This window comes from Streptomyces nanshensis (genome assembly GCF_001751255.1).
Taxonomy (GTDB): domain Bacteria; phylum Actinomycetota; class Actinomycetes; order Streptomycetales; family Streptomycetaceae; genus Streptomyces; species Streptomyces nanshensis_A.
Genome location: NZ_LJGW01000436.1, coordinates 7,812 through 20,620, shown reverse-complemented (window position 1 = coordinate 20,620; position 12,809 = coordinate 7,812). Strand labels below are relative to the sequence as shown.

Sequence of the window (12,809 nt, the reverse complement as noted above, 5' to 3'; positions counted from 1 at the left end):
CGGGCGGCGGGCTCGGAGTCGGCGCCGGCACCGGATCGGGCGCCGGGCCGGGCCCCGGACCGCCGGGCCCGGGAGGCGGAGTCGGCTGGGGAGGTACGGGGTCGGGCCGCCTGCCGGACGGGGACCTCGTACCTGACGGCTGTGGCATCACAACTCCAGCGGTCTTTCATAGCGGCGTTCCGTCTCCCGGTCGGGTGCCCGGTTGTCACGGCCCCACTCACCGCGGCCCCACTCACCGCGGCCCCCGTCACCACGGCGCCGCCACCGCGCGCGGTCCCGCCGCCCGCTCCCGCCGCTCAGTCCGCGGAGACCTCGCTGCGGTCACCGCCCCAGAGCGTGTGGAAGGAGCCCTCGCGGTCTGTACGCCGGTAGGTGTGCGCACCGAAGAAGTCGCGCTGCGCCTGCGTCAGCGAGGCCGGGAGGCGTGCGCTGCGCAGAGCGTCGTACGAGGCGAGCGCGGCGGAGAAGCCGGGCACCGGGATGCCGTGCCCGACGGCGGTCGCCACGACGGAACGCCAGTCGCCCTGTGCCTCGCCGATCTCCTTGGAGAAGTGCTCGTCGGCCAGGAGCGTCGGCAGATCCGGCCGGGCGGCGAACGCGGCGCGGATCCGGTCCAGGAAGGCGGCGCGGATGATGCAGCCCGCGCGCCAGATCGCGGCGACGGCGCCGGGGTCGATGCCCCAGCCGTACTCCTCGCTGCCGCTGCGGATCATGTTCCAGCCCTGTGCGTACGAGGTGATCTTCGAGGCGTACAGGGCCTGTTCGACCTTCTCCGCGAACCGGTCCGCCTCCGCTCCCTCCAGCGCCGGAAGCGCCGGGCCCGGCAGATGTGCGCTGGCCGAGCGCAGGTCGGCGTGGCCGGAGAGGGAGCGGGCGAAGACGGCCTCGGCGATGCCGGAGACGGGCACGCCCAGGTCGAGCGCGGTCTGCACGGTCCAGCGGCCGGTGCCCTTCTGCTCGGCCTGGTCGGCGACGACGTCGACGAAGGGCTCGCCGGTGGCGGCGTCGCGGTGCGCGAGGACCTCGGCGGTGATCTCGATGAGGTAGGAGTCGAGGCGGCCGGTGTTCCATGCGCGGAAGGTCTCGGCGATGCGGTCCGGGCTGTATCCGGCGACGTCGCGCAGCAGGTGGTAGGCCTCGCCGATGAGCTGCATGTCGGCGTACTCGATGCCGTTGTGCACCATCTTCACGAAGTGGCCGGCGCCGTCCGGGCCGACGTGGGTGGTGCAGGGTGTGCCGTCGGGCGCCTTGGCGGCGATGCTCTCCAGCATCGGACGGAGCGACTCGTAGGCGTCGGCGGAGCCGCCCGGCATGATGCTCGGGCCGTGCAGGGCGCCCTCCTCGCCGCCGGAGATGCCGGTGCCGACGAAGTGGAGTCCGCGTTCGCGCAGCGCCTTCTCGCGGCGGCGGGTGTCGGCGTAGTGGGCGTTGCCGCCGTCGATGACGACGTCGCCGGGCTCCAGCAGTTGCGCGAACTCCTCGATCACGGCGTCCGTCGGGGCGCCCGCCTTCACCATGATCACCAGCCGCCGGGGGCGTTCCAGCGCGGCGACGAACTCCTCCGCGGACTCCGCGGCGACGAAGGACCCCTCGTCGGAGAAGTCCCGTACCAGCTCACGCGTGCGGGAGACCGTCCGGTTGTGCAGGGCGACGGTGTATCCGTTGCGGGCGAAGTTCCGTGCGAGGTTGCGGCCCATCACGGCGAGGCCGGTGACGCCGATGTGTGCGCTGCTGCTCATGCTCGATAGCTCCTGTGACGGTGCGGACGGGTCGCGGACGGGTCGGGCGGCAAGGGTGCCGGACGGGTTCGGGGTCGCTGACGAGTACGGGACGGGTACGGGGTGCCGGGTCGGGCGGGTGCCGAAACGGAGGGATCAGCCGCCCTCCGTCCCGGGCGGGAGCGGCGGCAGGGGCAGCGGCAGCGCGGGCAGCCCGTCGAGGCTGGCGCCGACCTGTTCCTTCTTCTCGCAGTACGCGGCGAAGGACGCGTCGGTCTCGCGGGCGAAGCGCTGGGTGTGCAGCGGCCGGTCCCCCTGCCACTCCATGAGGGGCACCGCGAAGCCGCACGAGTCGCTGATGCGTTCCGCGCGCACCGTGATCACGGCGCGCAGATCGGTGCGTGCGCGCATCTCGTCGGCGAAGTACGGCAGCAGCTCCGCCCAGCGCGGGTCGTCGCGGAAGACGGGCGTACCGGTGCCGTGGACGCGCACGATGCGGCGGCCCGCCGAAGGCGCACCACATCAGTGTGACGCGGCCGTTCTCCCGCAGGTGGGCGATGGTCTCGGCGCCGCTGCCGCCGAGGTCGAGATAGGCGAGGGTGGTCTCGTCGAGCACCGCGAAGGACCCGGCGAGGCCCTTGGGCGAGAGGTTGACGTGCCCGTCGGGCGAGAGCGGTGCGGTGGCGGTGAAGAAGACGTGCTGCTCCTCGATGAAGGCGCGCAGGCGCCCGTCGATGCGTTCGTAGATCGTGCCCACCCCGGCATTGTGGGCCGCAAACGGGCCCGCCGAGCGGGGATTTCGCGAAAGCGCGCGGCACACGGGCCGCTCCCGTACGGCGCGGGGCGGGGCGGATCAGCTCAGCGGCTCCCCGTCCACGACGGTCTCGACGCCGTCCGCGAGGAAGCACAGATGCCCGGCGATGCGCACCGCCTCCTCCAGCGGCCGCTCGTAGCACCAGGCCGCGTCCTCGATGACGCCGCCGGGCGTGCGCAGCGTCCGGTAGGACGCCTGCCCCTTGTACGGGCAGTGGGTGTGGGTGGCGCTGGGCTCCAGCAGTTCGGTGCGTACGTCCCTCTGCGGCAGGTAGAAGCGGTTGGGCAGCCCGGTCTCGGAGAGCAGATACGCCCGGCGGCTCTCGGCGATCTCCGTGCCCCCGGCGCGTACCACCACGTGCCGGCTCGTGGGCCGTACGTCGACGCGGTGGTACGGGTCGCGCACATGCCCGGTGACCTCCTCGTCCTCGTCGAACCAGGCGTCCATCGACGACCAGTACACGGCGGCGTGGCCCGTGAGCCAGGCCGCTCCGGCGAGCGGTTCCGGGTAGCTCCACACCGCGTTCTCCGCGACGCGGTCGCCGACGCGGACGTTCCAGTAGCGGGCGTCGCCCTTGAAGGGGCAGTGGGTGCGGTGGGCGCTCTCCTCCAGCAGGTCCTCGCGCAGGTCGGCGCGGGGCACATAGAGCTGCGGCAGCAGATTGCTCTCGTGCAGCAGCTTGGCGCTCGTGGAGTCCAGCACCGTCGCGCTGCCCAGCAGGGCGCGTACGCGGCGCGGGAAGGGCTGCCACAGCAGCCGGTGCGCGGGTCCGTCGATCGTGTAGTTGACGGTCTCCGGGGACCGCGAGGCGAGCGGTCCGCCGCCGAGCGTGAGCGTCATGGTGCGCCTCCGGGTGTGGCGTGGCAGTGCGGGCGCGTCCACTCTCGCACCGCCGCCGCCCCACCGCGTCCGGCGCTGCCGGCTAGCGGATCGGAACGCCGGAGAGCGTACGGGCGATGACCAGGCGCTGGATCTCGCTCGTCCCTTCGAAGATCGTGTAGATGGCGGCGTCCCGGTGCATCCGCTCCACGGGGTATTCGCGGGTGTAGCCGTTGCCGCCGAGGATCTGCATGGCCTGGGCGGTGACGCTCTTCGCGGTCTCGCCCGCGTACAGCTTCGACATGGAGCCCTCGGCCGACTCGAAGGGCTTGCCCGCCGCCGCCATCCACGAGGCACGCCACACCAGCAGCCGCGCGGCGTCGATGCGGGTGCGCATGTCGGCGAGCTGGAAGGCGACCCCCTGGTTGTCGATGATCGGACGCCCGAACTGGACGCGCTCCTTGGCGTAGTCGAGGGCGATCTCGTACGCGGCCCGCGCGATGCCCACGGCCTGCGCGCCGACGGCTGGGCGGGACGCCTCGAAGGTGGCCATGGCCGCGTTCTTCACGCGCTCGCCGCCCTGCCGGGCGCGCTCGCGGGCGCGTGCGAGGCGCTCGTCCAGCTTCTCCTTGCCGCCCAGGAGGCAGCTTCCGGGGACGCGGACGTCCTCGAGCACGACCTCGGCGGTGTGCGAGGCGCGGATGCCGTGCTTCTTGAACTTCTGTCCCTGGGAGAGGCCGGGGGTGTCCGGCGGGACGATGAAGGAGGCGTGGCCCTTGGAGCCGAGCTCGGGGTCGACGACGGCGACGACGACGTGGATGTTGGCGATCCCGCCGTTGGTGGCCCAGGTCTTGGTGCCGTTGAGCACCCACTCGTCCTTGGCCTCGTCGTAGACGGCACGGGTGCGCATGGCGGCGACGTCGGAGCCGGCGTCGGGCTCGGAGGAGCAGAAGGCGGCGACCTTCACATCGTCCGGGTCTCCGTACATCTGCGGGACCCAGGTGCCGATCTGCTCCTCGGTGCCGTTGGCGAGGACGCCGACGGCGGCCAGGCCGGTGCCGACGATGGACAGGGCGATCCCGGCGTCGCCCCAGAACAGCTCCTCCATCGTCATCGCGATGCCCAGACCCGTAGGGTCGAAGAACTGCTGCGCGTAGAAGTCGAGCGAGTACAGGCCGATCTTCGCCGCCTCCTGGATGACCGGCCAGGGGGTCTCCTCGCGCTCGTCCCATTCCGCGGCGGCCGGACGGATCACGTCCGCGGCGAATCCGTGGATCCACTCACGGATCTCCTTCTGGTCCTCGTTGAGATCGAGCGTGAAGGTGGAATCGCTCATGACCGGTCCTTCCAGCGGCTGGGTTACCAAAGGTAATCGTCAGTCTGTTACTGGCCGGTAATGGATGTCAACTCCCGGCTGCCACAAGTCGTCCCACTGTGCCGGGTGTTACGTTTCGCGTGGGGTAGCGAGACGAAAACGGGTGGGGAGGCGCCATGGAGACCACACAGCCGACGGAACCGCGCAGCGCCGCGGAGCAGCGCCGCAAGGAGTTGCTGGAAGCTGCCGACCGCGTCGTGCTGCGGGACGGGCCGGGCGCCTCGATGAACGCGATCGCCGCCGAGGCGGGGATCACCAAGCCCATCCTCTACCGTCACTTCGGCGACAAGGAGGGGCTCTACCGGGCGCTGGCCGTCCGGCACACCGACGCCCTGATCACCGCGCTCAGATCCGCGCTCGACGCCCCCGCGGAACGCCGCCGGCGGGTCGAAGCCACGCTGGACACCTACCTCGCCGCCATCGAAGCCCGCCCCCAGGTCTACCGCTTCCTCATGCACCCCACCGAAGGCGGCTCCGGCAGCGACCGCGGCTTCGGCGCCGGCCAGCAGGCCGCTCCCCTGCTGCGGCGCCTGGGCGACGAGCTGGGCAAGGTCATCGAGGAGCGCCTCGACCTCGGCCCGGACGGACAGGAGACGGCCCGCATCTGGGGCCACGGCGTCGTCGGCATGGCGTACGCCGCGGGAGACTGGTGGCTGCGTGAACGGCCGTGCACACGCGCGGAGTTGGTACGGCAGCTCGCCGACCTGCTGTGGGGGCGGCTGTCGATGGCCGAGGACCGCCCCGGCTCCCCCGGGCGGCTCTGAGCACGGAGGGCGGCCCGCGTCCCGGAAGCGGGGCGGGCGTCCCGTGACGGGAGAGGCGGCGCGGCCGCATCCGCGGCGCCGCACGACGGACACCGCCGCGGCGGCACAACTCCCCTGTGGGTGAGGCGGTTCGGGCACGGCGGCGGACCTCGGTAGGCTGCTCCCCACCGAGGGGCAAGGAGGAGCAGGACGATGGCAGGCAACCAGGAGCCGCTGTCTCCGCGGGCCAAGCTGGCCGTGACAGCGGGCAAGGCCGCTGCGGCGGTATCGAGGGCGGCGGGTCGTGGCAGCGGATCGGTGATCGGCGGCAAAGTCGCTCTCAGGCTCGACCCGGACCTGCTGGCTCAGGTGGCCCACCATCTGGACGTGGTCCTGGTCTCCGCGACGAACGGCAAGACCACCACCACCCGGCTCATCGCGGAGGCGCTGCGCGCCAACGGCGGTGTCGTCTCCAACGCGCTGGGCGCGAACATGCCGGCGGGCATCACGTCGGCGCTCGCGGGCGGTTCGGAGGCGCAGTACGGCGTGATCGAGGTGGACGAGAAGTATCTCGACGGCGTCGCACGGGACGTGACACCCAAGGCGATCGCCCTGCTGAACCTCTCCCGCGACCAGCTCGACCGGGCCGCCGAGACGCGCATGCTGGCCGAGCGCTGGCGCGAGGGCCTCTCCGGTACGAAGGCGGTGGTCATCGCCAACGCCGACGACCCGCTCGTCGTCTGGGCGGCCTCCTCCGCGCCGAACGTGGTGTGGGTGGCCGTCGGCCAGGAGTGGAAGGACGACGCCTGGTCGTGCCCGGCGTGCGGCGGTGTGATGCAGCGCCCGGACGACGACTGGTTCTGCGGCGAGTGCGGCTTCCGCCGTCCCACGCCCAGTTGGGCGCTCTCCGGGGACGAGGTGCTCGACCCGCACGGCTCGGCCTGGCCCATCAAGCTCCAGCTCCCCGGCCGCGCCAACAAGGCCAACGCGACGACGTCGGCCGCCGTGGCCGCGGCCTTCGGCGTACCGCCGCAGACCGCCCTGGAGCGGATGCACGCGGTGACGGCCGTCGCCGGACGGTACGACGTCGTCAGCTACCGGGGCCGCGAGGTGCGGCTGCTGCTGGCGAAGAACCCCGCCGGGTGGCTGGAGACCTTCTCCCTCATCGACGCGCCGCCCGCCCCGGTCATCCTCTCCGTCAACGCCCGCGGCGCGGACGGTACGGACACCTCCTGGCTGTGGGACGTGGACTACGGGCGGCTGGCCGGGCATCCGATCCGTGTGATCGGCGACCGCAAGCTGGACCTGGCGGTGCGCCTGGAGGTCGCCGGCGTCGACTTCCAGGTCTGCGAGAGCGCCGCGGAGGCGGTCTCGGCGTGCCCGCCGGGACGCATCGAGGCGATCGCGAACTACACGGCCTTCCAGGATCTGCGCCGCGTCGTCGGCAACTGAACCCATCGACCCGCTCAAGGAGTTGGCGAGCATGAGTGAGACGAGCCTGCGGGTGGTGTGGGTCTACCCCGACCTCCTCAGCACGTACGGGGACCAGGGCAACGCGCTCGTGGTGCAGCGGCGCGCGGAGCAGCGCGGTCTGGCGGTGCACCGCACCGACATCCGCTCCGACCAGCAGGTGCCCACCTCGGCGGACATCTATCTGATCGGCGGCGGCGAGGACCGTCCGCAGCGGCTGGCCGCGGAGCGGCTGCTGCGCGACGGCGGCCTGGCGCGCGCCGTGGACAACGGCGCGATCATCTTCTCCGTCTGCGCCGGCTACCAGATCCTGGGGCGCGAGTTCGTCAACGACCTCGGGGAGCCGCAGCAGGGCCTCGGGCTGCTGGACGTCGTCAGCACCCGCGGCGAGGCGGAGCGCTGCGTCGGCGACGTCCTCGCCGACATCGACCCGGACCTGGGCCTGCCGGAGCTGACCGGCTTCGAGAACCACCAAGGCGTCACCCGCGTCGGCCCCGGCGCCAGGCCGCTGGCCCGCGTACGTCTGGGCAAGGGCAACGGCACCGGCGACGGCACGGAGGGCGCGTGGAACGACACCGTCTTCGGTACGTACATGCACGGCCCGGTCCTCGCCCGTAACCCGCAGATCGCGGACCATCTGATCAAGCTGGCGCTCGACGTCAACGCGCTGCCGCCGGTCAACGACCAGTGGTACGAGGCGCTGCGCAAGGAGCGGATCTCCGCCGCCCTGCAGCCCGCCTGAGCGCCGGAGGCCCGCGCCTCCCCGTCGCCTTCTCCCCGCTCCCGGCCAGCGCGCCGGGGGCGGGGTTTTCCCTGCCCGGGGCCCTGCCGACGGCGACCGGCCGGGTCGGGGGTCCCCGGAAGCCGCCGGAAGCGGAGGGAATACGCTTGCCGGACCAAACGCCCGACTCAGGAGAGAGCGCTGATGGACCACGGCGGGCACGGCATGACGATGGATCTGCCGCCGTTCACACTCGGCCGCGGTCTGGAGTTCACCGGTGAGCCGTTCTTCCTGACGGGGTGCCTGCTCGCGCTGGCGCTGTACGCGGCCGCCGTGGTGCGGCTGCGGCGGCGCGGGGACGCTTGGCCCGTCGGCCGGAGCGTCGCGTGGGTGCTGGGCGTGCTCTGTGTCGGCGTGACGATGTGCACCGCGCTCAACGAGTACGGGATGGTGCTCTTCAGCGTCCACATGGTGCAGCACATGATCATCAGCATGCTGGCGCCGATCCTGCTGCTGCTCGGCGCACCCGTGACGCTGACGCTGCGGGCGCTGCCCTCGGCCGGACGCGGCCGCAAGGGTCCGCGGGAGCTGCTGGTGGCGGCGTTGCACAGCCGGGTGCTGCGGGTCTTCACGCACCCCGGCTTCACGATCCCGCTGTTCATCGCGAGCCTGTACGCCCTGTACTTCACGCCGGTCTTCGACCTGCTGATGCGCTCGACGGCCGGGCATCTGCTGATGATGGTGCACTTCCTGCTCGTCGGGCTGGCTTTCTTCTGGCCGATCATGGGCGTCGATCCCGGTCCGCACCGGCCGGGCCATCTGATGCGGATGCTGGAGCTGTTCGCGGGGATGCCCTTCCACGCGTTCTTCGGGATCGCGCTGATGATGGCGTCCGAGCCGATGATCGCGACGTACGCCAGTCCCCCGGCCTCGCTCCGGGTGAGCGCTCTGGCCGACCAGACGGCGGCGGGCGGCATCGCCTGGGCGTTCAGCGAGATCCCCTCGGTGCTGGTGCTGCTGGCGCTGGTCTACCAGTGGCACCGCTCGGAGGAGCGCGAGGCCCGGCGCCGCGACCGGATGGCCGACCGGGACGGCGACAAGGAACTCGCCGCGTACAACGCCTATCTGGCCTCGCTCCAGGCACGCAGCCGCTGACCCGCACCCGGGTTTCGGCGGCCGTGGCGCCGTCTCCGAGCGGCGCGCGACCATGGAGACGGGACGCGGTCTGCCCGTACGGCGCCCCGCCGGTGTCCGGGTCCCGTGAGGAGGGTGCGAGATGCCTGGCTCTGCGAAGGCTCTGACGGTCGGCACCGTGGCGGCCCTGGTGCTGGTGACGGCCTACACGGTGACCATGGGGAGCAGCCCGCTGCTCTGGTTCGTGTGGGTGTTGCTGGGTCTGGTGACCGTGGGGGCCGTGGTCGCGCGGCGCAACTGAAGGCGCCGCGGACGAGTGCGGTGGGCCCCCTCCCCCGTACGCAGGGCAGGGGGCTACCCTGCGATCTCACCGATGCATGGGGGAAGGCCGTAGCGTGTTCTACAACTTGTTCAAGTACGTATTGCTGGGGCCCCTGTTGCGGCTTTTCTTCCGTCCGCGGATCGAGGGGCTGGAGAACATTCCGGATGAGGGTGCGGCCATCGTGGCGGGCAATCATCTCTCCGTCTCCGACCACTTTCTGATGCCCGCGATCCTCCGACGCCGCATCACCTTCCTGGCGAAGTCCGAGTACTTCACGGGGCCCGGTCTGAAGGGGCGGCTCACGGCGGCGTTCTTCCGCAGCGTGGGCCAGATCCCGGTGGACCGCTCCGGCAAGGGCGCCGGGCAGGCCGCCATCGACGAGGGGCTGGGCGTGCTGCGCAAGGGCGAGCTGCTGGGCATCTACCCCGAGGGCACCCGCTCGCACGACGGACGGCTGTACAAGGGCCGGGTCGGTGTCGCGTCGATGGCGCTCCAGGCGGGGGTGAAGGTGATCCCCTGCGCGATGGTCGGCACGTTCGAACTCCAGCCTCCGGGGCGGAAGATGCCGCGGTTCGGGCGCGTGACGATCCGCTTCGGGGAGGCGCTGGACTTCTCCCGTTACGCGGGCATGGAGGGCGAGCGCACGATCCTGCGGGCCGTCACCGACGAGATCATCCACGAGATCCTTCAGCTCTCCGGCCAGGAGTACGTCGATCTGTACGCCCCCGAGGCGAAGGCCCTTCAGGCGCAGCAGCGTCAGGAGGCACAGGCGGGCGGCGGCAAGGCGAAGGGCGACGCCAAGAACGACAAGAGCGACAAGAGCGCGGAGCGCGGGACGAGCGGGAAGCACTGACGGACGGCCGGGGCGGGGCGGGGCGTACGGCCCCGCTGCTTCCGGGCAGACGGGGAAACGGCGAAGGGGACGGCCGGAGTGGATTCCGGCCGTCCCCTTCGTATGCCGTACGGGGCGGGCTCCCCGCTCAGCCGGCGGCGCGGCTCAGCGCGGCGCCTTCGGGAGGGCCGCGCCGCCGGGCTGGGCGTCCGGCTGCGCCAGGCTGGGCACGAGCTGCGGCGTCGGCTCCTTGTGCGGGCCGCAGGTGACGTCCTTGCCGCCGACGGTTCCCTTGAGGAGATAGGCGTCGACGCGCTTGTTGATGCAGTCGTTCTCGACGTTGGTGATGCCGTGCGACCCGGCGTCCCGCTCGGTGATCAGCCGGGAGCCCTTGAAGCGCTTGTGCACTTCGAGGGCACCGCCGTACGGGGTGGCCGCGTCCCGCTCGGCCTGGGTGATGAGGACGGGCGGCAGCCCCTTGTCGGCGCCGACCTCGACCGGCCGCTGCTGCTTGACCGGCCAGGTGGCGCAGGGCAGGTTGAGCCAGGCGTTGGACCAGGTGAGGAACGGGTGCTTCTTGTGCAGCCGGGTGCTGTCGCGGTCCCACTTCTCCCAGCTCGTGGGCCACTTGGCGTCGGTGCACTCGACGGCGGTGTAGACGGCGTTGCCGTTCTCCGAGGCCGCGTTGCCGGCCTTGTCGTCCATGTCCGGGCCCGCGGCCTCGACGAGCGCCTTCTCGTCGCCGTTGCGGTAGGCCGACCAGACCTTGGCGACCTCGGCCCACATCTGGTCGTAGTACGGGGCGTTCTGGAAGAACGACAGCAGTTCGGCGGGGCCGACGACGCCGCCGACGGGCTTCTTCTTCGCCTCGGCGCGCAGCTTCTTCCACTCCGTCTCGACCTTGGCGGCCGTGTCACCGATGCCGTAGGTGCTGTCGTGCTCGGCGACCCACTTCTTCCAGTCCTCCCAGCGGGTCTGGAAGGCGACGTCCTGGTCGAGGTTGTTCTGGTACCAGATCTGGTCGCGGGAGGGGTTGACCACGCTGTCGACGATCATGCGCCGCACATGTGTGGGGAAGAGGGTGCCGTAGACGGAGCCGAGGTAGGTGCCGTACGAGACGCCGAGGTAGTTGAGCTTCTTGTCGCCCAACGCGGCGCGGATGACGTCGAGATCGCGGGCGGTGTTCGGCGTCGTCATGTGCTGCAGCAGACCGTGGCTGCGCTCCTTGCAGCCCTGCGCGTACTCCTTGGCCAGCTTGCGCTGGGCGCGCTTGTCGGCCTCGTCGTCGGGCACCGGGTCCTGCTTGGGCGCCTTGACGTACTCCTGCGGGTCCATGCAGGAGATGGGCGAGGAGTGGCCGACGCCGCGCGGGTCGAAGCCGACGAAGTCGTAGGCCTTGGCGGTCTTCTTCCACAGCGGGTTGTCCTGGGTGATGCGCGTGGGGAAGGCCAGGCCAGAGCCGCCGGGACCGCCGGGGTTGTAGATCAGCGAGCCCTGGCGCTCCTTCTTGCCGCCGGTGCTCTCGGCGCGGTCCACGGCGATCTCGATGGTGCGCCCGCCGGGGTCGGCGTAGTCGACGGGGACGGTGACGAATCCGCACTGGACGGGCTTGGCGAGGTCCCAGTCCTTCGGACAGTCCTTCCAGTCGACGCCTTCCTTGGCGGCACGGGCGGCCGCGGCCTGCACACCGCGGGCCTCGGCGTTGCCGCCCGGCCCCGGCCCGTCGCTGCCGGTGGCCGCGAACGCCGAAGGCACGACGACGAGTCCGGCCGCGAGAGCCGTCGCTCCCACGGCGGCGATGCTTGCATTCCTTATGTTCACTGGTGGCTCCTGCCCGAGGTGGCTGGCCGCTGGACGCACCGGAGATCACTGATCACGGTTCCCGCCGATCCTTCCCGCCGTCCGCGGTGAGGGGACAGGGCACGCTGATGATCTTTACCAAGTCGTGAATCTACCGGCGGGGTCGGCGGTGCGCCCGCCCGGCGGGTCCGTACGGGGCAGGGGCGCACGGCGGCGACGGTCGCGGCGTACCGTCAGCAACCCTGCTGCGGCAGGGAGTTGGCGCCGGATCAGTGCTCGCGTGCCGGACGCCGCTCCTCCTCCGGCACGTTCATGGCGACCAGCGCGCGCAGTCCTTCGCGGAAGCCGGCCGGGTCCATGCCGCCGAACAGCGCCTGCTGCACGAAGTAGCCCTGCACGGTGGCGATGAGCGTACGGGCGACGTGCTCGGCGTCGGCGCCGGGGTCCACCCAGCCGCGCGACTGGTACGCCTCGACGAGCGCGATCCACTGCCCGAGCAGCCCGTGGTATCCGTCGGCGAGGACGCGTGCCACCTCGGGGTTGCGCAGGGTCTCGCCCCACACCTGCATCAGCAGTTGCGGCAGCGCCCGCTGGTCGTCCCCGTCGGTGTCCCCGAGCAGGACGCGCAGCCGGGAGAGGACGGCGCCGATCAGCTCGTCGGGCGTGGGCGGCGGGTCCGCCGCGGCGGTGGCGGCGTAGGAGACGCGCACGCTCTCCAGCGTCTCGGCGGCGACCGCGGCGACGATCTCCTCCTTGCTGCGGAAGTAGCGGTAGACGGCGCCGGCGGACAGGCCCGCCTCCCGCAGCACGTCCTGCATGGACGTGGCGTGGAAGCCGTTGCTCGTGAAGCAGCGGCGGGCACCGTCGAGGATCTGCCGCCGCCGGGCGTCGAGGTGCTCCTGGGATACGCGGGCCATGGCCCGGAGGTTAAAACGAACGTTCATTCTTGACAACTCGCGCCGAGGAGCGGGACGGTGGCGACGCCAAAACGAACGATCCTTCTCTTTAGATCCGGAGGGCCACCGCATGCCCGGCTCCTCGTCCCGCTCCCCGGCGCCCCG

General features: G+C 71.7%; 12 protein-coding genes. 6 read left to right on the top strand and 6 right to left on the bottom strand.

The annotated features are described in order from the left end of the window. Positions 1-296: 296 nt before the first annotated feature. The 4 genes from gndA to AN218_RS27765 all read right to left on the bottom strand — a co-directional run bounded on the left by gndA (position 297) and on the right by AN218_RS27765 (position 4,687). Positions 297-1,697, bottom strand: coding sequence for an NADP-dependent phosphogluconate dehydrogenase (gene gndA / locus AN218_RS27780; protein ID WP_476755976.1), 1,401 nt, complete (start codon positions 1,695-1,697; stop codon positions 297-299). Beyond that, positions 1,615-2,475 (bottom strand): pyridoxamine 5'-phosphate oxidase family protein, encoded by an 861-nt coding sequence (locus AN218_RS27775; protein WP_476755975.1) that lies wholly within the window; start codon positions 2,473-2,475, stop codon positions 1,615-1,617. The genes gndA and AN218_RS27775 overlap by 83 nt, the downstream gene beginning before the upstream one ends. A 96-nt stretch (positions 2,476-2,571) precedes the next feature. Beyond that, entirely contained in the window at positions 2,572-3,372 is an 801-nt protein-coding gene (locus AN218_RS27770) for a DUF427 domain-containing protein (protein WP_070019869.1), read from the bottom strand. An 82-nt stretch (positions 3,373-3,454) separates the two neighbouring features. After that, positions 3,455-4,687, bottom strand: a complete 1,233-nt coding sequence (locus AN218_RS27765) for an acyl-CoA dehydrogenase family protein (RefSeq protein WP_070019868.1) — start codon at positions 4,685-4,687, stop codon at positions 3,455-3,457. A 155-nt stretch (positions 4,688-4,842) separates the two neighbouring features. Between AN218_RS27765 and AN218_RS27760 the strand changes: the two genes are divergently transcribed. The 6 genes from AN218_RS27760 (at position 4,843) to AN218_RS27740 (ending at position 9,969) form a co-directional block, all read left to right on the top strand. Continuing rightward, positions 4,843-5,490, top strand: a complete 648-nt coding sequence (locus AN218_RS27760) for a TetR/AcrR family transcriptional regulator (RefSeq protein ID WP_070019867.1) — start codon at positions 4,843-4,845, stop codon at positions 5,488-5,490. A gap of 192 nt (positions 5,491-5,682) precedes the next feature. Next, the gene (locus AN218_RS27755) at positions 5,683-6,921 is read left to right on the top strand and encodes a Mur ligase family protein (RefSeq protein ID WP_070019866.1); all 1,239 of its coding nucleotides are present in this window, start codon (positions 5,683-5,685) and stop codon (positions 6,919-6,921) included. Positions 6,922-6,952: 31 nt separating this feature from the next. After that, positions 6,953-7,681, top strand: coding sequence for a type 1 glutamine amidotransferase (locus AN218_RS27750; RefSeq protein ID WP_070019865.1), 729 nt, complete (start codon positions 6,953-6,955; stop codon positions 7,679-7,681). Between the two features lie 183 nt (positions 7,682-7,864). After that, positions 7,865-8,815 carry a cytochrome c oxidase assembly protein gene (locus AN218_RS27745; protein WP_070019864.1) on the top strand — a complete coding sequence of 317 codons (951 nt, stop codon included), beginning with the start codon at positions 7,865-7,867 and terminating at the stop codon, positions 8,813-8,815. A gap of 121 nt (positions 8,816-8,936) precedes the next feature. After that, on the top strand, positions 8,937-9,095 hold the full coding sequence (locus AN218_RS37120; RefSeq protein ID WP_171908815.1) for a hypothetical protein: 159 nt from the start codon (positions 8,937-8,939) through the stop codon (positions 9,093-9,095). 94 nt (positions 9,096-9,189) lie between these two features. After that, positions 9,190-9,969, top strand: a complete 780-nt coding sequence (locus AN218_RS27740; RefSeq protein WP_070019863.1) for a lysophospholipid acyltransferase family protein — start codon at positions 9,190-9,192, stop codon at positions 9,967-9,969. 144 nt (positions 9,970-10,113) lie between these two features. Here the strand turns inward: AN218_RS27740 and AN218_RS27735 are convergent, their stop codons facing one another. Beyond that, the gene (locus tag AN218_RS27735) at positions 10,114-11,769 is read right to left on the bottom strand and encodes an alpha/beta hydrolase (RefSeq protein ID WP_079132663.1); all 1,656 of its coding nucleotides are present in this window, start codon (positions 11,767-11,769) and stop codon (positions 10,114-10,116) included. A 248-nt stretch (positions 11,770-12,017) separates the two neighbouring features. Beyond that, complete coding sequence (locus tag AN218_RS27730; RefSeq protein ID WP_070019862.1) at positions 12,018-12,665, bottom strand: TetR/AcrR family transcriptional regulator; 648 nt, start codon at positions 12,663-12,665, stop codon at positions 12,018-12,020. Between the last annotated feature and the right edge of the window lie 144 nt (positions 12,666-12,809).